We start from the raw sequence: 18,061 nt of genomic DNA, 5'->3' as shown, positions 1-18,061 counted from the left end.
ACGATTGACGTCGAGCGAGGCCATCAGGACCTTCTTGCCCTGCTTTTCCTTGAGCAGCTTGCCGATCTTGGCGGTCGAGGTCGTCTTGCCCGAGCCCTGGAGGCCGACCATCATGATGACAACGGGCGGCGTGGCGGCGAGATCGAGATCGGCGGTTTCCGACCCGAGCATCTCGACCAGCGCGTCGTTGACGATCTTGACGACCTGCTGGCCGGGGGTGACCGACTTCAGCACCTGCTGGCCGGTGGCCTGCTCCGTCACCGAATCGATGAAGCGGCGGACGACCGGGAGCGCGACATCGGCTTCGAGGAGCGCGATGCGCACTTCGCGCATGGCGGCCTGAACGTCTTCCTCGCGCAGCGCGCCGCGGCCGCGCAGGCGATCGAAGACGCCTCCAAGCCGGTCTGACAGACTATCGAACACGCTTTACGCTCCTTTTTCCCGGCAACCTGCCGCAAAACGCGAAAAACGCCGGTGGGCGAAACCTCGCCGACCAGCGTATGGCGTCCAGCACGGAAACCGGGATCAAACTACCCTGAACCGGCAGCCGAAACTACCGATCAGAGCCGCGCGCCTACGCGAAATGGCGCTGCGGCGCAAGTCCCAACGCCAGCGCGGGGAGAAGCTCCTCCGGCAAGGCGACCTTAACCGAAACTTCAGCCCGAATGGCCTAATATCCGGATTGGACCCGAAAGGAATGGGCAAGCCGATCATGGCGCAGGCTGAGCATCACAGGACCGAAGCGGCGGGCAAGGTCGCGCCGCTCAAGCGCGCGGAGCGTGATCTCGTCGCGCTGGGCATCCTCGTGGCGGCCATTTTCCTGTTCGTCGGGACAGGATCGACGGTGCTGACCGGCATTGCCCGCAGCTGGATCTACGGCGTCGGCAGCCCGGACGTGCTGCTGACCAACGCCCTCATCCTCAACATCGCGCTGCTGATCTTCGGCTGGCGCCGCTATGCCGAACTACAAACCGAAATCGCCGAACGCCGCAAGGCCGAGGAAAATGCCACGCGCCTTGCGCGGACCGATGCGCTGACCGGCTGCCTCAATCGCCGCAGCCTCGACGATGCCGTCGCGCGGCTGGTCGACGAGGCGGCGGAGAGCGGCGAGGCGGTCGCGGTGATGATGATCGACCTCGACAAGTTCAAACGCTCGAACGACCTGCTCGGCCACAAGGCGGGCGATTCGGTGCTGATCGAGACCGCGCGGCGCATCGAGGCGCTGATGCCGTCCCGATCCGTGGTTGCTCGGCTCGGTGGCGATGAGTTCATCTGCGCGGTGATCTTCGCTCCGGACAGCGAAACCGCCATCGAACGGCTGGCGGTGCGGATCAACGATGGCCTTGCCGAACCGATCATCTGTGGCGGGCTGCGCGCGGAAGTGACGGCCTCGATCGGCATTGCGGTGGGCGCACGCAGCGCGGAACGGGCGGCGAGCGAAGTCGCGCAGGACCTGCTCCACCGCGCAGATCTTGCCATGTATCAGGCCAAGCGGCGCGGCCGGAACCGGTTCGCATGGTTTGAACCGACCATGGAAAAGGAACTGCGCTTCCGCAGCGAGCTTGAGCAGGGCATCCGCGACGGGCTGAAGCGCGGCGAATTCGTGCCCTACTATGAAAAGCAGATCGACCTCGAGACTGGCGAGATCACCGGCTTCGAAATGCTGGCGCGCTGGATTTCGCCGCGCCACGGCATGGTGAACCCGGACGTGTTCATCCCGGTGGCGGAGGAAATCGGCCTGATTGCGGAGCTTTCTGAAGCGCTGATCACAATCGCGCTGGAAGATGCCAAGGCATGGGACGCAAGCCTGACGCTTTCGGTCAATATCTCGCCGCTGCAGCTACGCGATCCGTGGTTTGCGCAGCGCCTGCTGAAGATGCTTGTGGCGGCGAACTTCCCACCGACCCGGTTGGAAATCGAGATCACGGAGACGTGCCTCCATGAGAACATCGCTGTGGTGCGTTCGCTGATCACCAGCCTCAAGAATCAGGGCATCCGCATCAGTCTCGACGATTTCGGCACCGGCTACTCAAGCCTCGCGCAGCTGCGCACGCTGCCCTTCGACCGCATCAAGATCGATCGCAGCTTCGTCTCTTCGCTGGCGCGCAGCGCGGAAAGTGCCTCGATCGTGGAAGCCATCTCGTCGCTGGGCCGGGGCATGGCGCTGCCGATCACGGCAGAAGGGGTGGAAAGCGCGGAAGTCCTTTCCGCCCTGCGCCGCTTCGGCCATTTCAAGGGCCAGGGTTATCTCTATGGCCAGCCCGCCTCCGCAGACGAAGTGAAGCGCGAGCTTGCCGAGCTTGGCCTGCTGGGGCCGCAGCCGCAGGACGACAGCGCATCGGAGCCGCCGAGCGCGCGGATCGCCTGACCCCCGAGACCATTGCGTGGGGCCGCGCTGGCCCCTAGACGGGCGCGATGTCTGTCGCGTTTCACAAGATGCACGGCCTCGGCAACGATTTCATCGTGATCGATGCGCGTGACGTGCCTGTCGCCATGTCCGCGGCGCGCGCGGCCGCGCTTGCCGAGCGGCGCACGGGGATCGGCTGCGACCAGCTGATCGTGCTGGAGCCTTCTGCAGACGCCGACGTGCGCATGCGCATCTTCAACGCCGATGGCAGCGAAGTGGAAGCCTGCGGGAATGCGGCGCGCGCGGTCGGGCTGTTGCTGGGCGGCGAGCAGCGGATCGAAACCCTGGGCGGCACGATCGCCTCGACCGCGACGCTGAGCGGCGCGAGTGTCGACATGGGGCCGGCGCGCTTCGGCTGGGACGAAATCCCGCTGGCCTATGCAATGGATACCCTGTCCATGCCGGTCGGCTGGGACGATCTGGAAAACCCGGCTGCCGTCAATGTCGGCAATCCGCATGTGGTGTTCTTCGTGCCCGATGCCGATGCCGTCATGCTCTCGCAGCTGGGGCCGATGATCGAGACGGACCCGCTGTTTCCGGAAAAGGTCAACGTCGGCGTCGCCTCGGTTGTCGGGCCGCGCCACATCAAGCTGCGCGTGTGGGAACGCGGCGTGGGCCTGACACGGGCCTGCGGGACCGGCGCCTGTGCGGCCGCGGTGCTGGCGATCCGGCGGGGACTGGTGACGGCTCCCGTGCGCGTCGATCTGCCCGGCGGCCCGCTCGAGATCACGTGGAAACCGGGCGGCACGATCCTGATGTCGGGGCCCGCAGCCTTCAGCTTTGCCGGGACTTTCGACGAGGATGCCTACCCGCTGTGAGCAGGATCCGATGAGCGAGGCGGTGGTCACGCTCGGCTGCCGGCTCAATCTGGCCGAGAGCGAGGCGATCCGCGCAATGGTGGCGGAGGCGCCGCAGCGCACGGTCGTGGTCAATTCCTGCGCAGTCACGGCAGAAGCTGTCCGCCAATCGCGGCGCGCTGTGCGGCGGCTGCGGGCCGCGAACCCGGATGCGCGGCTGCTGGTGACCGGCTGCGCGGCGACAATCGCGCCGGAGGACTTCACGGCCATGCCGGAAGTGGACGGCGTGGTGGCCAATGCGGCCAAGCTCGATCCGGCAGCCTGGCAGGCGCGGGCCAAGCCCCTCCCCTCGCCTGAAACCCGCCGGACCCGTGCCTTCGTGCCGGTGCAGACGGGGTGCGATCATGCCTGCACCTTTTGCATCATTCCTGCAGGGCGCGGCAGAAGCGTTTCACAGCCCGTTGCCGCTGTGCTGCGCGCGGTCGAAGGGCACCTTGCCGCCGGCGCGCGCGAAGTGGTGCTGACCGGGGTGGATGTGACCGGCTGGGGCGCGGACCTGCCTGACGCGCCGAAACTGGGCGATCTGGTCGCGGCGATCTTGCGCGCCTTCCCGGCGTTGCCGCGCCTCAGGCTATCCTCGCTCGACGGGGTGGAAATCGACGGCCTGCTGTTCGAACTGATCACCGGCGAGGCGCGGGTGATGCCGCATGTCCACCTTTCGCTGCAGGCGGGGCATGACCTCACGCTCAAGCGCATGAAGCGCCGCCACACCCGCGCCGAGGCCGTGGCGCTGAGCGAGCGGCTGCGCGCCAAGCGTGCGGATATTGCCATCGGCGCGGACCTTATCGCAGGCTTCCCCACCGAAGACGAGGCGATGCATGCCGCCAATGTCGCCATCGTGGCGGACTGCGAGATCGTCCACGGCCATGTGTTTCCCTACTCCCCTCGCCCCGGCACACCCGCCGCGCGCATGCCGCAGGTGCCGCCTCCGCTGGTGCGCGAGCGCGCGGCCCAAGTGCGCGCGGCTGTTGCCACAACGCGTGCGCGCTGGTTGGAGGGGCTGATCGGCGCCACGCGCGAAGTGCTTGCCGAGCGCGACGGAACCGGCCATTCCCCCGAATTCGCTCCCTACCGGCTGCCCGAAGGCACCGCGCCGGGCGAGATCGTTATGCTGACACCGACCCGAATTCGCGAAGGCCTGCTGGAATGACCCCCGACGAGAGTGCAACCACCGAAAGCGGCTGGACGGATCGCCTGCTGGGGGGATTGCGCAAGACTTCCGAACGCCTGACCGAGAACCTCGCAGGCCTTGCCGGCGGCACCCGCCTCACCGACGCGCAGCTCGACGATCTGGAAGACGCGCTGATCCTCTCCGACCTTGGCCCGCGCGCGGCTTCGCGCATCCGCGCCAAGCTCGCTTCCGCGCGCTTCGAGAAGGGCGTGGACGAGGCGGCGCTGGCCGAAGCTGTGGCGGAAGAGATCGCCGCGATCCTTCGCCCGGTGGCAAAGCCGCTGGAGATCGTGGCCTTCCCGCGCCCGCAGGTGATCCTCGTTATCGGGGTCAACGGATCGGGCAAGACCACCACCATCGCCAAGCTGGCGCACCTGTTTCAGGAGCAGGACTATTCGGTCATGCTGGCGGCAGGCGATACCTTTCGCGCCGCCGCCATCGGCCAGCTGCGCGTCTGGGCGGACCGGCTGGGGATCGAGATCGTCTCGGGCGCGGAGGGCGGCGATCCGGCTTCCATCGTGTTCGACGCGGTGAAGGCGGCGACCGACAAGGGCATCGACGCGCTGATCGTCGACACCGCAGGCCGCCTGCAGAACAAGCGCGAGCTGATGGACGAGCTCGCCAAGGTGCGCCGCGTGCTGGGCCGGCTCAATCCGGAGGCGCCGCATGACGTGGTGCTCGTGCTCGATGCGACCAACGGCCAGAACGCGCTGCAGCAGATCGAGATCTTCAAGGAAGTGGCCGGCGTTTCGGGCCTGATCATGACCAAGCTCGACGGCACCGCGCGCGGCGGCGTGCTGGTGGCGGCGGCGGAGCAGTATGGCCTTCCCATCCATGCCATCGGCGTGGGCGAAAAGATCGACGACCTCAGGCCCTTCGATCCCGATCTTGTCGCGCGGGTAATTGCAGGAGTGCTGCGGTGAGCGAGAGCCAGCCCAAACCCAAATCATCCTGGGTGAACCTTGCGGTCGATTACGGCCCGCTGCTCGTGTTCTTCCTCGCCTACCGCTACTTCAGCCCGAAGGATGCGGACAGCCAGAGCCTCGGCGCGGTGGTGGCTGTCACCAAATCGACCGTGGTGTTCATGATCGCCACCGTCGCCGCGCTGATCATCTCGAAGTGGCGGCTGGGCCATGTCTCGCCGATGCTGTGGCTTTCGACGATCCTGATCATCGGCTTCGGCTCACTGACGGTGTTCCTCGGCGATCCGGTGTGGATCCAGATCAAGCCGACCGCGATCTACCTGCTGTTTGCCGCCGTGCTGTTCGGCGGGCTGTTTCGCGGCAAGGCCATGCTGCGCACGCTGTTGCAAAGCGCGTTCGACGGGCTTTCGGACGAGGGCTGGCTCAAGCTTTCGCGCAATTGGGCGTGGTTCTTCCTGTTCCTCGCGGGGCTCAACGAAGTGCTGCGCCACACGCTGTCGTTCGACACCTGGTTGCTGGTGAAGCTGTGGGGCGTGAGCGGACTCTCGTTCCTGTTCACCTTCGCACAGATCCCCATGTTGCTGCGCCATGGCCTTGGCGAAGACGCTGAAGCCGAAGTCGAGCAGAACCCGCCTGCCGGTTGACGCTTGGCACCAAAATACAATGACAAACGGGCCAAAACCCGCATATGAACCACGTCGGACCGGCTGGGTGGCCGGACAGCCATCAAAAAACCATCTCTTCGGGGGAAACATAAATGGCAAAGTTCTTTGGAAATCTGCATCTCGTGCTAGTGGTCGGCTTGGCCGTTGCCATCGGCGTGATGATCGCCTTCCACGCCAGCGCGCCGGTTGACAGCAACTCGGTATTTCGCTGGACCCACGCCTTCTTCGGCATCCTGTGGATCGGTCTGCTCTACTACCTGAACTTCGTGCAGGTTCCGACCATGCCGAAGATCCCTGCCGAGCAGAAGGGCGCGATCACCGGGCACATCGCGCCCAAGGTGTTCTTCTTCTTCCGCTATGGCGCGCTGCTCACGCTGATCACCGGCCTCGGCATCTCGATCGTCGACGGCTACGGCCATGAAGCGCTGACCTTCAGCGGCGAAGGCAACGTCAAGCTGATCGGTGTCGGCATGTGGATGGCCATCATCATGGCCTTCAACGTGTGGTTTATCATCTGGCCCGCGCAGAAGAAGATCCTCGGCATCGTCGAGGCGACGGCGGAAGAAAAGGCCGCTGCCGCACCGCGCGCGCTCTATGCCAGCCGCACGAACCTGCTGCTGTCGATCCCGATGATCTACTGCATGGTGAACGCGAATCTGGGCTGATCTTTTCAGCTTCGGTTGCGGTCAAGCGGCGCGGGTGCCTTAGGGTTCCCGCGCCGTTTGCATTTCGGGGCGAGAAAAAATGGCTCGCGCAGAGACCGCAGAGGGAAATGATCGCGGCTGCGCCGCAAGCAGTCTTGTCTCTCTGCGATTTCTGCGGTCTCTGCGCGAAACCTGTTGAGCCTTGTCCGGAACTCCAGCCGCTCAGATCTTCAGCTGGCTGCCGAGTTCGACCACGCGGTTGGTGGGGAGGCGGAAGAAGCCCATCGCGTCCGCCGCGTTACGCAGCATCCAGGCAAACAGCATCTCGCGCCACAGCGCCATGCCCGGCACATCCGCCGGGATCAGCGTCTGGCGCGAGAGGAAGAAACTGGTGCGCATCATGTCGAACGGCTCGCCGCAGACCGAAAGGCCGCAGAGCGCGGCGGGGACGTCGGTCTCCTCCATGAAGCCGAAGCGCAGGATCAGGCGGTAGAAGCCCTGCCCGAAGTCCTTGACCACGGCGCGGTCCGCCGGTTCGACCATCGGAACATCCGCGATCTGCACGGTGAGGACGACCACGCGTTCGTGCAGCACCTTGTTGTGCTTGATGTTGTGGAGCAGCGCCGAGGGTACCCCCGCCGCGGCCGAGGCCATGAACACCGCCGTGCCCGGCACGCGTGCCGCGCTGCTGTGGGCCGAGCGGGTAAACACCTCGAGCGGCAGCGCGCCTTCGGCCATGTTCTGGCGCATCAGCGCGCGGCCGCGCGACCAGGTGGTGAGCAGGGTGAAGATCGCCACGCCCATCAGCAGCGGCACCCAGCCGCCATCGGGGATCTTGGCCAGATTGGCACCGAGGTAGGTCGCGTCGATCACGAAGAACAGCGCGAGCAGCGGCAGCGCGAAGATCGGCTTCCAGCGCCACAGCTTGAACAGCACGACCGCCAGCAGCAGGTTGTCGATCAGCATCGCGCCGGTCACCGCGATGCCATAGGCGGCGGTGAGATTGCGCGAGCGTTCGAACACCAGCACGAGCAGGATCACCGCGATCATCAGCGCCCAGTTGATCGCCGGAATGTAGATCTGGCCGATGCTGGTCGAGGTGTGGCGGATCGTCATCCGCGGGATGAAGCCGAGCTGGATCGCTTGTTGCGTGACGAGGAACGCGCCCGAAATGACCGCCTTGGCCGCGATCACGGCGGCGGTGGTGGCAATTACCAGCAGCGGCCATTCGAAACCCGGCGGGGCCAGCATGAAGAACGGGCTGTGGACCGCCATCGGATCACGCAGCAGCAGCCCCGCCTGCCCGAGATAGTTGAGCACCAGCGCAGGCAGCACGAAGACCAGCCACGAAACGCGGATCGGCACGCGGCCGAACTGGCCCATGTCGGCATAGAGCGCCTCCGCACCCGTCACCGCGAGCACGGCGGTGCCCATGGCGATGAATCCGTGCCAGGGATCGGCCATGAACATTGCCAGCGCCCATTGCGGCGACAGCGCCCAGATCACTTGCGGATCGGCCGCGATGCTGCGCAGCCCGAGCAGCGAGATCGTGGCGAAGTAGAGCAGCATGAACGGGCCCGCCCAGCGCGAGGCCCAGTTGAGGCGCGTGCCCGTCGTCTGGCTCTTGCTGGCGAACAGACCGATCACGATGGCAACCACAATCGGCACGACAAGGCCATGGAGCGACGGGTTGTAGACCGACATGCCCTCCACCGCGCTCATGATCGAGACAGCAGGCGTGAGCATCGAATCGCTGTAGAACAGCGCCGTGGCAAGGACGCCGAGCAGGATGATCCCCTTGCCCCAGCGCTGGCCGGTGGCCTGCTGGTTGATGAGCGCCAGCAGCGCAAGGCTGCCGCCCGAGCCCTTGTTGTCCGCGCGCATGATGACGGTGACGTACTTGAGCGTCACGATCAGCATCATCGACCAGAACATCAGGCTGACGATGCCGTAGATATGCAGCCGATCAAGCGGGAGCGAGTGGTGGCCGGCAAAGGTATCACGCAGCGCGTAGAGCGGGCTGGTGCCGATATCGCCGAAGACGACGCCAATGGCGCCGACCGCGAGGCTGAGCCCGCCGACGGTCTTCGTCGCGGGCGCAGCTTCGGCAGCGCAGGGGGCGCTCTGCCCTCCGCTCTCCGGTGCAGCGTCAACCACGGCTTCGTTCATTGTCAGCAAGTCCCCGGGCACCCGGCCACACCCACCTCGGCCATAGCACAGATGCCCCAAACGGCGGCGCGCTTTAGCACTGCCTCATGGTGCTCGCAATGGGATGTACACGGGTGTCAGTAGCGCCGATAGCGGGCAATAAGATATTGGTTTTTAATAACTATTGCTGAGACGGCTTGGCGCCGGGCAGTGGGGCCGCCGGAGCGCCGCCCATGGCGCCCTGCATCTGGGCCTGCTCGGCGATCAGCGAGTCGAGCCGCTCCAGCCGGGCCTGCAGGTCTGCGCGGTAGGGCGCATCGGGTTGCGAGCGGGCGAGCAGCTCTGCCCACATGGCCCGCGCTTCGGGGAAACGTCCGGACTGCGCGAGCGCGAGGCCCATGAAGAACGGCGGACCGGGATGATCGGGCGCGATGTTCGCCGCCTTCTGGAAGGCAAACTGCGCGGCAGGCGTGATCACACCATCGGTATGGCCGACCAGCGCATTGCCGAGCGCGACCCACAAGTCAGCATCCTGCGGAGACTTGGCGATGGCCTTGCGCAGCACCTCGGACGCGGCGCCAAACTGGCCCTGCCGGGTGAGCGCGTCAGCCAGGATCAGCCATGACTGGCCCTGCCCGAAGGCCGCGCCCATCTGCTGGCGTTCCTTGATCAGCGTCTGATCGGCGAGCTTGGCGTTCTCGACCGGGGCCTGCGGCGCGCCCGCCTGCGAGGGGTGGCCCTGCAGCGCGTAGCCCGAAATGCCGAAGAGCAGCGCGGCAGCCGTGATTTCCCACCCGGCACGCGGCAGCTTGAACACAAAGATCATCACGCCGAGAACAACAAGCGCGATGACGAGAATGACGACCCAGGTCATGCGCCTTTCCTCCGGCGAAAACGGCCGCGCAGCAGGAATGCCGCCAGCGCGAGGAACAGCAGCGGCGCGGCAAACAGCGGCCAGGTGATCGGCTTCACTTGCGGCGTATAGCTCACGTAATCGCCGTAGCGTTCGATCAGCCACTGGCGGATCGCCTCTGGCTCCTCCCCAGCGGCGATGCGGGTGCGCACCTGATGGCGCATGTCGCCCGCCATCGGCGCATCGGAATCGGCGATCGACTGGCTCTGGCACTTGAGGCAGCGCAGCGTTTCCATCAGCGCCTGCGCTTTGCGCTCTTGCGCGGGATCGGCGAGCTGCTTGTAGGCATAGGGCGCGGGCGGCAGCATGTCCTGCGCAGCGAGCGGGGCGGTGAGGGTGAGCGCGGCGAGTGCGGCAACGAGTGTGACCAAACAAACCTTCGTCATCCCCGCGAAGGCGGGGATCCAGGTCCGCAAACGCAGCGCCCGCCGCTCTGGATTCCCGCCTCCGCGGGAATGACGAGGAAGGTGGGTGTATCGAAGCGAATGGGTGCTGCCCATCACTGCGCCTCCGCCAGCTTGCGCAGGATCAGCGGGATATCTTCTTGCCGGATATCGCCGATGTGCTGGTAGCGGATGATACCCTTGCCATCGACGACGAAAGTCTCCGGCACGCCGGACGATCCGATCGCGAGCTGGACCTGGCTCAAATCATCCTTGCCGATGCGCTTGAAGGGGTTGCCATATTGCGCGAGGAAGCCGGCGACATCCTCCTTGCGGTCGCGGATGGCGACGCCGTCGATCTCGACGCCCTGCTGCGCCAGCGCGGCGAGCTGCGGCGCTTCCACCTTGCAGGGGACGCACCAACTGGCGAAGACGTTGAGAAGGCGCGGCTTGCCGCCTTCCTTGAACTGCGCAGTGGCAAGGCCCGGGCGATCATCGGATGCCGGCGGAAGATCGAACGCGGGGAGCGGCTTGCCGATGAAGGCGCTCGAAACCTCGCGGTCGGCCGGCCAGTAGAGCCCGACGATCACCAGCGCGAGGAAACCCGCGAAAAGGCCGAGCGGCAGCCAGACGGCAAGACCGGGGCCCTTTTTCGGCGTCGCATCGCTCATCTGCCCTGCCTTTCGCGGCGGTAGGCGATCTTGTCGGTCGCCACGAGCCGCTTCACATCGCGCGCCACGCGGCCGAGCAGCGCGAGCAGGCCGCCCAGCGCGACGAGCGCGCCGCCATACCAGATCATCGGCACGAAGGGCTTCCACCAGAAGCGCATCTGCCAGCGGCCATCCTCACCCTCTTCGCCCAGCACGGCGTAGAGCTGGCCGTTCCAGCGGGTGAGCAGCGCACTTTCGGTGCGGTTGCCCGGCGGATTGGCGAAGGTGCGCGCCTGCGGGTTAAGCACGGTCGGCGCAGCGCCCGCGTAGCTGGCGGCAACGGTCGCCTCGAGCGCGGTCCAGTTCGGCCCGGCGACCGGGCCGATCGCCTGCAGCGTGACCTTGAACGGGCCAACCTGCTGGCTATCGCCCGGGTTCATCGCGGCGAGGCGCTCGGTCGAGAATGCGCCTTCGCTCGCCATCCCGAACAGGGCGACGGCAATGCCAAGATGGCCGATGACCATGCCGTAGATGGGGAGCGGCGTGCGGCGCAAGTTGCGGCCAACAAGCGGTTGGACCGAGGCCACCGCAAGGCCCGGCGCAATGGCAAGGCCGAGCGCGGGCAGCAGATTGATCGGCGCGAACAGCAGCTCGACCGCGAGCAGCGCCGCCGCCGTCACCAGCGCGGGGACCGCGATCTGCCAGGTGATCCGGCCGCCCGTGTCCTCACGCCAGCGCAGGACCGGGCCGACCGCCATGACGAGCATCATCGGGATCGCGAAGACGGCAGAGACCGGGTTGAAATAGGGCGGGCCGACCGAGACCTTGACGCCCATCGCCTCCGTCAGCAGCGGATAGAGCGTACCGACAAGGACAATGCCAAGAATGCCGCAGAGCATCACGTTGTTGAACACGAGCGCCGATTCGCGGCTGACTACGGCAAAGCGCGCCCCTTCCGTCACCGTGTTGGCGCGCAGCGCAAACAGCAGCAGCGCGCCGCCGATATAGATCGCGAGCAGCGCAAGGATGAACGAGCCGCGCGTGGGATCGACCGCGAAGGCGTGGACCGAAGTAAGTATGCCCGAGCGCACGAGGAAGGTGCCGACCATCGACATCGAGAAGGCGATCACGCCGAGCATGACCGTCCAGGTGCGCAGCGCATTGCGCGCGGCGAGCACGCTGCACGAATGGAGCAGCGCGGTGGCGGCAAGCCAGGGCATCAGCGAGGCGTTTTCAACGGGGTCCCAGAACCACCAGCCGCCCCAGCCGAGCGTGTAGTAGGCCCAGTAGGAACCTGCGGTGATGCCGAGCGTCAGGAAGATCCATGCGCCGAGCACCCAGGGCCGCATCGCACGCGCAAAGGCGGGACCGACATCGCGGGTAACGAGCGCGCCGACCGCGAAGCTGAAGGCGATCGAGAGCCCGACATAGCCGACGTAGAGCGTGGGCGGATGGAACGCGAGGCCGATGTCCTGCAGCAGCGGGTTGAGCCCGGCGCCTTCGGGCGCAGGTTCGGCGAGGCGTGTGAACGGGTTCGAGGCGAGCAGCAGGAAGGCATAGAAACCGAGGCTGACGAAGGCCTGCCCGGCGAGCGTCGCGATCAGCGTTTCCTCGCGCAGGCGCTTTTCGATGAGCGCGACGAAGCCGCCGGCAAGGCTCATGATCGTCACCCACATCAGCATCGAGCCTTCGTGGTTGCCCCAGGTGCCCGCCAGCTTGAAGATGAAGGGCTTGGCCGAATGGCTGTTTTCCGCGACCAGCTTGACCGAGAGATCGGTGCTGAGGAACAGCCAGATCAGCGAAGCGAAAGCGACAGCAACGAGCGCACCCTGCAGGATCGCCACGGGGCGGACGATGCCGGCCAGATGTGCCGTCGCGGGGCGCAGTGCGAGCGCGCCGGCAACCAGTTGCAGGACAGCGAGCGCCGCCGCCATCCAGAGGACCGCAAGGCCAAGTTCGGCAATCATGCGAAGCGCTCGAGCGAAAAATAGGGACAGTCCCCATTTTCAGCATTCATCGTCCTTGCACATCGGAAACTGGGGACTGTCCCTGTTTTTCGCCCCATCATTTTGTCTCCGCGATCACGGCCTTGGCCTCAGCCGTGCTCATGTTCTTCATTTCGCGCGGGACATACTTCTCGTCATGCTTGGCGAGGAGATTGTCGGCCACGAAGGTGGTGCCTTCCATGCGCCCTTCGGCGACAACGCCCGAGCCTTCGACAAAGAGGTCCGGCGTGATACCCGAGAAGCGCACGGGCACCCGTGCCTTGTCGTCCTTGACGATGAAGTTGATCGTGACGCCGTCCGCCTGCGTGCGGATCGAGCCCTTCTCGACCATGCCGCCGAGGCGCACCGCGCGGCCCGCTTCGGGCGGCTTGGCGGCCAGTTCGCTCGGCAGGTAGAAATAGGCGGCCTGCTTGCTCAGCGCATAGGCGGCGAGCAGCCCTGCGCCGATCAGCGCGACCAGCGCGAGCACGATGAGGACAAGGCGCTGGTGCTTGGGTTTGATGGTGGTGGTGTTCATTTGCCGCGAGCCTTATCCCGGCGCGCTTCGGCGCGCTTCATGGCCCAAAGGGTCCAGCCCACAAGGACAAGTGTGCCGATGACCCCGATGGCGAGCGCCGCCATCACGAATTGCCATTGATCAAGCTTTTCGTGCATTGTGCGTCGCTTAGCCAAGCGCCTTGCGGCGCAGGCGCGCCTCGGTCTGGATATCGGCGAGCAGCATGCGCATGCGCGCCAGCACCACACCGCCGAAGATGAGGGTAAACCCGATCGCCGCGATGAGGAGCGGGATCAGGAACGTGGCATCGATCGACGACTTGCCCGCGGTGATCGAAGGCGGCTGGTGCAGGCTGTTCCACCACACCACCGAACGGTTGATGATGGGGATGTTGACCGCGCCGACAAGGCCGAAGATCGCGGTCACCCGGCTCGCCCCCTCGCCCGCGGCGGCATCGCGCTGCGCCGCGCCTGCCAGCGCGATATAGCCGAAATAGAGGAAGAGCAGGATCAGGAAGCTGGTGAGGCGGCCATCCCAGACCCACCAAGTGCCCCACGTGGGTCGTGCCCAGATCGAGCCAGTGGCAAGACAGATCGCGGTGAACGCCGCCCCCGGGACCGCTGCCGCGCGCGCCGCGATGCCCGCCAGTGGATGGCGCCAGACGAGTTCGACGAGGCTCGCGATCGCGATGGTCGACCAGCCGGCCATGCCGAGCCACGCCGAAGGCACGTGGATGAAGAGGATGCGCACCGTCTGGCCCATGAGCCGATCGGGCGGGACCATGAACAGGCCCCAGGCCAGCGCACCGAAGGCAAGGAGCAGCCCCGGCACCAGCATCAACGGCATCAGCCAGCGCGCCATGCGCAGGAAACGGGCAGGATTGGCAAAGCCGTGCATGGGGAGGCAGCAACGTCCGTAAAGCTGGCGGTACAGTCGAACCTGTCCGCGCACCTCTTCCTCTGCCACCTGCCCGCAGAGGGAGCAAGAGCTTAGCGCGCCTGAACCTAAGTACAGGGGCTGCAACCGCGTCACGCTGGGGAGAAAATGGGGCGATCGATGGGGTTCGAACCCACGACCTCCGGTACCACAAACCGGCGCTCTAACCAACTGAGCTACGATCGCCACACGAAAGCGCTGCGCCGACGCATCGACACTGCGGAGGCGCGCTTTTGCAGAATGAGCGCGATTTGGGAAGCGGAATCTTGCGGGGATGCCTGCCCCTTGTCATCGCGGGCGCAGCGTGGAGCGGCAGTCCCAATCAAAAAACCCCGGCGGAGGCCATCCGCCGGGGTTTCCTGTTCAGAGCAGCGCCGCGATCAGAACTTCGCGCCGATCGAGACGGTGACCGTCGCCGGGGCCGCCCAGCCCTGGAAGAACACGGTGGGCAGCGACTGCGTACGGTAGGCCACATCGGTCAGGTTCTTGCCCGCCACGCGCAGGAAGTAGCCCTTGTAGTTGAGCGTCGCCGAGGCATCGAGCAGGCCGTAGCTCGGCTGGATGTCGTTCAGCGTGCCGAACGTGCCGAGCGAGAAGCTGTTCAGCCACGAGTAGCCGACCGTGAACGAGACCTTTGCGTCGTCAGACAGATCGCGGACATAGCTGCCGCGGATGGTGTAGCTTGTCTCAGGCACGCGCTGGAGCAGCACGCCGGTGAAATCGGCGGTGGTGCCGGGGGCGCCCGCCTGAGCACCGGGGCCAATCGAGGAGGTCTGGCCGTTGACCCGGCCGTCCTTCACGTTGGCATCCTGAATGCCCAGCGTGCCGGAGAGCGAGAGGCCCTTCAGCGGATCGCTCAGCTTGCCGGCATCGAGATCAAGCTCGAACTCGAGACCCTTGATCTGGACCTTGGGGAAGCTGACCACATAGGTGTTCGTGCCGGGGCCATAGTTCGGCGTCACCACGACTTGCGACTGCTGGAAGTCCTTGATGTCGTTGATGAAGCCAGCGACGTTGAAGGTGACCGCACGATTGAAGAAGCGGGTCTTGAATCCGGCTTCATAGGTCGTGTTGGTTTCCGGCAGGAACGAGAGGAAGTTGTTGCCCGAGCAATCGAGCGCGGCGGCCGCCACAAGGCTGCCTCCACCGCCCGAGGGGGCCGGGCCGCAGTTGGTCTGGCCTACCTGCTGTTCGGACAAGGTGCCACGGATCGAGAAGCCGCCCGAACGGAAACCTTCGGACCGGTTCGCATAAAGCAGCACGTCGGGCGTGGCCTGCCACTGGATGTTGAAGCGGGTGATCAGCCTCTGCCAGCTGCGGCGATCATTGATCGGCCCCACGATGGGAATCGTGCCGACCGGCGCAGGCAGGGTGAGCGTATAGCGCGTGTCGAAGCGCTTGGCCTCGAAGATGTTGCGCACACCGCCCGAGATCTTGAGCGTCGGGGTGGGATTGATATCCACATTCCCGAAGAACGACCAGCTGTGATCCTTTTCGGCCGAGAACTGGTCGATCACCGCGTTGGTGTTCTGGTGCAGCGTGATCTTGTGGTTGTAGTAGTACGCACCCACGATGTAATCGACGAGGCCATCCCCCGCCTTGCCCTGCAGACGAAGTTCCTGGGTGAACTGCTTGTAGGTCTGGTCACGGTTGGTCAGCAGCTGGCTGCCTGTGGCTGCCAGCAGCGGGTTGCCGACGCTGGTGCAGCCCGCAGCACCCCGGCAGGTGCCGTCGAAGTCCTGATTTACCGTGTCGCCCGACGACATGTACGAGGTCTGCGAGACGAGCTCACCGATCGGCGTCTTTGCCTTGAGGATGAGGCTCGCCATGTTGGTGTTCAGGCGGTCCCGGTCAGCATTGAGGTTGTTGCCGATCTCGCGCGGCTTGAGGCCGTCGGGGCTGCCGGTTTCGGGGTTGTAGTTGGGCCAGATCGCTGAGGGGTTGCCGCCGGAGAGGATCGCGGCGCTCAGCTTGTTGCCGAACTGGACCGGGGTGCCGCCACCTTCCTGGTGGATGTGATCGAGGCTGAGGTCCGCATTCAGCCAGCTGGCGAGATCGTAGTTCACCTTGAGGTTGAAGGCGCGGTATTCCGAACCACCGGCGCGGCGGTTGGTGAAGACGTTGTTGAGAATACCGTCGATCCGGCGATACTGGCCCGAGAAGGCGATGCCGCCCTTGTCACCCAGCGGCGCATTGAGCACGCCGCGGCCATAGAACTCGTTGAACGAGCCATAGCCCAGTTCAAAGCTGGCGCCGAGCTTGCGCGTGGGCGCGCAGCGGGTGAGGTTGATGAGGCCGGCGGTGGTGTTCTTGCCGTAGAAAATGCCCTGCGGCCCGCGGTCGACTTCGACCGAGCAGACGTTGAACATATCGAGCAACTGGCCGGTGTTGTTGCCGAAGAACACGCCGTCCTGGATCACGCCGACCGGCGGGCTCTGGGTCTTTTCCACATCGGCATAGCCCTGACCGCGGATGAAGATGGCGCTCTGCCCCGGTGCGGCGGTGCCGCTACCGATGAACACGTTGGGGGCGGTGCCCTGAATATCAAGCAGCGAGCGCGGCGCGAGCAGCGCGATGTCTTCCGCCGTGATCGCAGTAAGCGCGACGCCGACTTTCTGCTTGTCCGCCGCCTGACGCGTGGCGGTCACGATGATGACATCCTTGCCGGTTGCCTCAACCCCGCTGCCACCCTCCGCAGCAGCTTCGGCTGCATCTGCCGCATGGGCAGGCACTGCCAGGGAAACAGCGACCGCCGCAAGCGACGACCAGCCAAGAACGCGCGTATACCGCATGCCATTCTCCTCTCATCCAATGGACGGCCGGGGCCCGCAGTTTGGTTCTGCGGTGCGTAGTCCCAGCTTCAGGGAGAGGTGTGGCAGCAGCCCAAAGCGCCACAAACCGACAAAAATGAGAGGAGTGCGCAGATTCTCCGCTACCTGTGCTTTCAGGTTACAGTACCGATGGTTAGTCGCACATCGGATGTAATTTTCTATTGCCCGTCGCCGGAGCCGCCCTCTTCCACTGCCGAACGCAGAACGGGAAGCGCGGAGAGCACGGTTGCAAGGTCTTCACGGGACAGCCGGTCGCGGAACCGGGCCTCGTGCTCGGCAATGCGGCGCCAGGCTTCCGCCGCCTGCGCGGCGCCCTTGTCGGTCACCCTGAGGGCAAGGCTGCGCCCATCGACGCGGGTGCGGGCCACGAGGCCGCGCTCGATCAGGCGCGCAATGATCGGCACCATGTTGGCGCGCTTGATCGCGATCGCCTCACCCACTTCGCTTTGCGAGCAATCGGGGTTTTCGGCAATGACGAGCAGCGTGGTGATCTCCGCCGGGCGCATATCGAAATCGGACAGCGTGCGGACGAAATCGGCCATGAGCACCGCAGTGGCGCGGCGCATCTGGTAGCCGAGCAGGTTGTCCAGTGCGTTGGTCAGGATTGCCATGCGCGCTCTTTCAATCCGCCGCGCCGCCATGGCAAGAGGCGGAACAGGTCCGTTTCACGAAAAAGGGCGACCGAAGCCGCCCCTCCCGTGCTGATCCGAAACCAGCGCTCACTTCTTGAGCGTGAGACCGCCGAAGCGCTTGTTGAACTGGGCAACGCGGCCACCCTGATCGAGCTGGCGGGTGCCGCCGGTCCACGCCGGGTGCGACAGCGGATCGATTTCGAGCGCCATGGTGTTGCCTTCCTTGCCCCAGGTCGAGCGGGTCTCGAACACGGTGCCGTCGGTCATCTGCACCTTGATCATGTGGTAATCGGGGTGGGTATTGGCTTTCATGGGTCTCGCTCCACTAGGCGAAGCCGGTTCCGACCGGCCTCTGGGAATCTCGGAAAGGCGCGCCCTTAAGCGGTTTGGCCGCAAAAG

General features: G+C 65.5%; 18 protein-coding genes and 1 tRNA gene. 6 read left to right on the top strand and 13 right to left on the bottom strand.

Going from position 1 to position 18,061, the window contains the following annotated elements:
• The coding region (locus K5Q19_RS18255) for a signal recognition particle receptor subunit alpha (RefSeq protein ID WP_292948198.1) at positions 1 to 423 on the bottom strand (423 nt) is incomplete at its 3' end.
• 274 nt (positions 424 to 697) lie between these two features.
• Here K5Q19_RS18255 and K5Q19_RS18250 point away from each other — a divergent pair.
• The 6 genes from K5Q19_RS18250 (at position 698) to K5Q19_RS18225 (ending at position 6,688) form a co-directional block, all read left to right on the top strand.
• Positions 698 to 2,368 carry an EAL domain-containing protein gene (locus K5Q19_RS18250; protein WP_292948196.1) on the top strand — a complete coding sequence of 557 codons (1,671 nt, stop codon included), beginning with the start codon at positions 698 to 700 and terminating at the stop codon, positions 2,366 to 2,368.
• 47 nt (positions 2,369 to 2,415) lie between these two features.
• Positions 2,416 to 3,225 carry a diaminopimelate epimerase gene (gene dapF, locus K5Q19_RS18245; RefSeq protein ID WP_292948194.1) on the top strand — a complete coding sequence of 270 codons (810 nt, stop codon included), beginning with the start codon at positions 2,416 to 2,418 and terminating at the stop codon, positions 3,223 to 3,225.
• A 10-nt stretch (positions 3,226 to 3,235) separates the two neighbouring features.
• The gene (locus tag K5Q19_RS18240) at positions 3,236 to 4,414 is read left to right on the top strand and encodes a MiaB/RimO family radical SAM methylthiotransferase (protein WP_292948193.1); all 1,179 of its coding nucleotides are present in this window, start codon (positions 3,236 to 3,238) and stop codon (positions 4,412 to 4,414) included.
• Positions 4,411 to 5,358 (top strand): signal recognition particle-docking protein FtsY, encoded by a 948-nt coding sequence (ftsY, locus tag K5Q19_RS18235; protein ID WP_292948191.1) that lies wholly within the window; start codon positions 4,411 to 4,413, stop codon positions 5,356 to 5,358. Before K5Q19_RS18240 ends, ftsY begins: the two co-directional genes overlap by 4 nt.
• Entirely contained in the window at positions 5,355 to 6,002 is a 648-nt protein-coding gene (locus K5Q19_RS18230; protein WP_292948190.1) for an inner membrane-spanning protein YciB, read from the top strand. Before ftsY ends, K5Q19_RS18230 begins: the two co-directional genes overlap by 4 nt.
• Before the next feature lie 113 nt (positions 6,003 to 6,115).
• Positions 6,116 to 6,688, top strand: a complete 573-nt coding sequence (locus K5Q19_RS18225; protein WP_292948188.1) for a urate hydroxylase PuuD — start codon at positions 6,116 to 6,118, stop codon at positions 6,686 to 6,688.
• Positions 6,689 to 6,889: 201 nt separating this feature from the next.
• Here K5Q19_RS18225 and K5Q19_RS18220 read toward each other — a convergent pair whose 3' ends face one another.
• The 12 genes from K5Q19_RS18220 to rpmE all read right to left on the bottom strand — a co-directional run bounded on the left by K5Q19_RS18220 (position 6,890) and on the right by rpmE (position 17,974).
• Positions 6,890 to 8,836 (bottom strand): KUP/HAK/KT family potassium transporter, encoded by a 1,947-nt coding sequence (locus tag K5Q19_RS18220; RefSeq protein WP_292948186.1) that lies wholly within the window; start codon positions 8,834 to 8,836, stop codon positions 6,890 to 6,892.
• A 160-nt stretch (positions 8,837 to 8,996) separates the two neighbouring features.
• A complete protein-coding gene (locus K5Q19_RS18215; RefSeq protein WP_292948185.1) occupies positions 8,997 to 9,689 on the bottom strand; it encodes a tetratricopeptide repeat protein in 693 nt (230 codons plus the stop codon).
• Positions 9,686 to 10,036, bottom strand: a complete 351-nt coding sequence (locus K5Q19_RS18210; protein WP_292948206.1) for a cytochrome c-type biogenesis protein — start codon at positions 10,034 to 10,036, stop codon at positions 9,686 to 9,688. Before K5Q19_RS18210 ends, K5Q19_RS18215 begins: the two co-directional genes overlap by 4 nt.
• A 191-nt stretch (positions 10,037 to 10,227) precedes the next feature.
• Entirely contained in the window at positions 10,228 to 10,782 is a 555-nt protein-coding gene (locus K5Q19_RS18205) for a DsbE family thiol:disulfide interchange protein (protein WP_292948184.1), read from the bottom strand.
• On the bottom strand, positions 10,779 to 12,728 hold the full coding sequence (locus K5Q19_RS18200) for a heme lyase CcmF/NrfE family subunit (RefSeq protein WP_292948182.1): 1,950 nt from the start codon (positions 12,726 to 12,728) through the stop codon (positions 10,779 to 10,781). Before K5Q19_RS18200 ends, K5Q19_RS18205 begins: the two co-directional genes overlap by 4 nt.
• 97 nt (positions 12,729 to 12,825) lie before the next feature.
• On the bottom strand, positions 12,826 to 13,284 hold the full coding sequence (gene ccmE / locus K5Q19_RS18195) for a cytochrome c maturation protein CcmE (protein WP_292948180.1): 459 nt from the start codon (positions 13,282 to 13,284) through the stop codon (positions 12,826 to 12,828).
• Positions 13,281 to 13,421, bottom strand: a complete 141-nt coding sequence (locus tag K5Q19_RS18190) for a hypothetical protein (RefSeq protein WP_292948178.1) — start codon at positions 13,419 to 13,421, stop codon at positions 13,281 to 13,283. Before K5Q19_RS18190 ends, ccmE begins: the two co-directional genes overlap by 4 nt.
• Positions 13,422 to 13,431: 10 nt before the next feature.
• The gene (gene ccmC, locus K5Q19_RS18185; protein WP_292948176.1) at positions 13,432 to 14,214 is read right to left on the bottom strand and encodes a heme ABC transporter permease CcmC; all 783 of its coding nucleotides are present in this window, start codon (positions 14,212 to 14,214) and stop codon (positions 13,432 to 13,434) included.
• A gap of 94 nt (positions 14,215 to 14,308) precedes the next feature.
• A tRNA-His gene (locus K5Q19_RS18180) sits at positions 14,309 to 14,385 on the bottom strand.
• A 194-nt stretch (positions 14,386 to 14,579) separates the two neighbouring features.
• Positions 14,580 to 16,991, bottom strand: a complete 2,412-nt coding sequence (locus tag K5Q19_RS18175) for a TonB-dependent receptor (protein WP_292948175.1) — start codon at positions 16,989 to 16,991, stop codon at positions 14,580 to 14,582.
• 197 nt (positions 16,992 to 17,188) lie between these two features.
• Positions 17,189 to 17,641: a MarR family transcriptional regulator gene (locus K5Q19_RS18170; RefSeq protein WP_292948174.1), complete on the bottom strand. Its 453-nt coding sequence runs from the start codon at positions 17,639 to 17,641 to the stop codon at positions 17,189 to 17,191.
• Between the two features lie 108 nt (positions 17,642 to 17,749).
• Entirely contained in the window at positions 17,750 to 17,974 is a 225-nt protein-coding gene (rpmE, locus tag K5Q19_RS18165; protein WP_292948172.1) for a 50S ribosomal protein L31, read from the bottom strand.
• Positions 17,975 to 18,061: the final 87 nt, after the last annotated feature.

The organism is Novosphingobium sp., assembly GCF_019748365.1.
In the GTDB taxonomy this organism is placed as follows: Bacteria; Pseudomonadota; Alphaproteobacteria; order Sphingomonadales; family Sphingomonadaceae; genus Novosphingobium.
Note: the sequence above shows the minus strand (reverse complement) of the source record. Positions and strands in the feature narration are given on the sequence as shown.

What these genes read in the sequence shown, in the direction of transcription:
- K5Q19_RS18250 (WP_292948196.1), top strand. Translation starts at nt 698, where the DNA reads ATGGGCAAGCCGATCATGGCGCAGGCTGAGCATCACAGGACCGAAGCG.
- dapF (WP_292948194.1), top strand. Translation starts at nt 2,416, where the DNA reads ATGTCTGTCGCGTTTCACAAGATGCACGGCCTCGGCAACGATTTCATC.
- K5Q19_RS18240 (WP_292948193.1), top strand. Translation starts at nt 3,236, where the DNA reads ATGAGCGAGGCGGTGGTCACGCTCGGCTGCCGGCTCAATCTGGCCGAG.
- ftsY (WP_292948191.1), top strand. Translation starts at nt 4,411, where the DNA reads ATGACCCCCGACGAGAGTGCAACCACCGAAAGCGGCTGGACGGATCGC.
- K5Q19_RS18225 (WP_292948188.1), top strand. Translation starts at nt 6,116, where the DNA reads ATGGCAAAGTTCTTTGGAAATCTGCATCTCGTGCTAGTGGTCGGCTTG.
- K5Q19_RS18220 (WP_292948186.1), bottom strand. Translation starts at nt 8,836, where the DNA reads ATGAACGAAGCCGTGGTTGACGCTGCACCGGAGAGCGGAGGGCAGAGC.
- K5Q19_RS18215 (WP_292948185.1), bottom strand. Translation starts at nt 9,689, where the DNA reads ATGACCTGGGTCGTCATTCTCGTCATCGCGCTTGTTGTTCTCGGCGTG.
- K5Q19_RS18210 (WP_292948206.1), bottom strand. Translation starts at nt 10,036, where the DNA reads ATGCTGCCGCCCGCGCCCTATGCCTACAAGCAGCTCGCCGATCCCGCG.
- K5Q19_RS18205 (WP_292948184.1), bottom strand. Translation starts at nt 10,782, where the DNA reads ATGAGCGATGCGACGCCGAAAAAGGGCCCCGGTCTTGCCGTCTGGCTG.
- K5Q19_RS18200 (WP_292948182.1), bottom strand. Translation starts at nt 12,728, where the DNA reads ATGATTGCCGAACTTGGCCTTGCGGTCCTCTGGATGGCGGCGGCGCTC.
- ccmE (WP_292948180.1), bottom strand. Translation starts at nt 13,284, where the DNA reads ATGAACACCACCACCATCAAACCCAAGCACCAGCGCCTTGTCCTCATC.
- K5Q19_RS18190 (WP_292948178.1), bottom strand. Translation starts at nt 13,421, where the DNA reads ATGCACGAAAAGCTTGATCAATGGCAATTCGTGATGGCGGCGCTCGCC.
- K5Q19_RS18175 (WP_292948175.1), bottom strand. Translation starts at nt 16,991, where the DNA reads ATGCGGTATACGCGCGTTCTTGGCTGGTCGTCGCTTGCGGCGGTCGCT.
- K5Q19_RS18170 (WP_292948174.1), bottom strand. Translation starts at nt 17,641, where the DNA reads ATGGCAATCCTGACCAACGCACTGGACAACCTGCTCGGCTACCAGATG.
- rpmE (WP_292948172.1), bottom strand. Translation starts at nt 17,974, where the DNA reads ATGAAAGCCAATACCCACCCCGATTACCACATGATCAAGGTGCAGATG.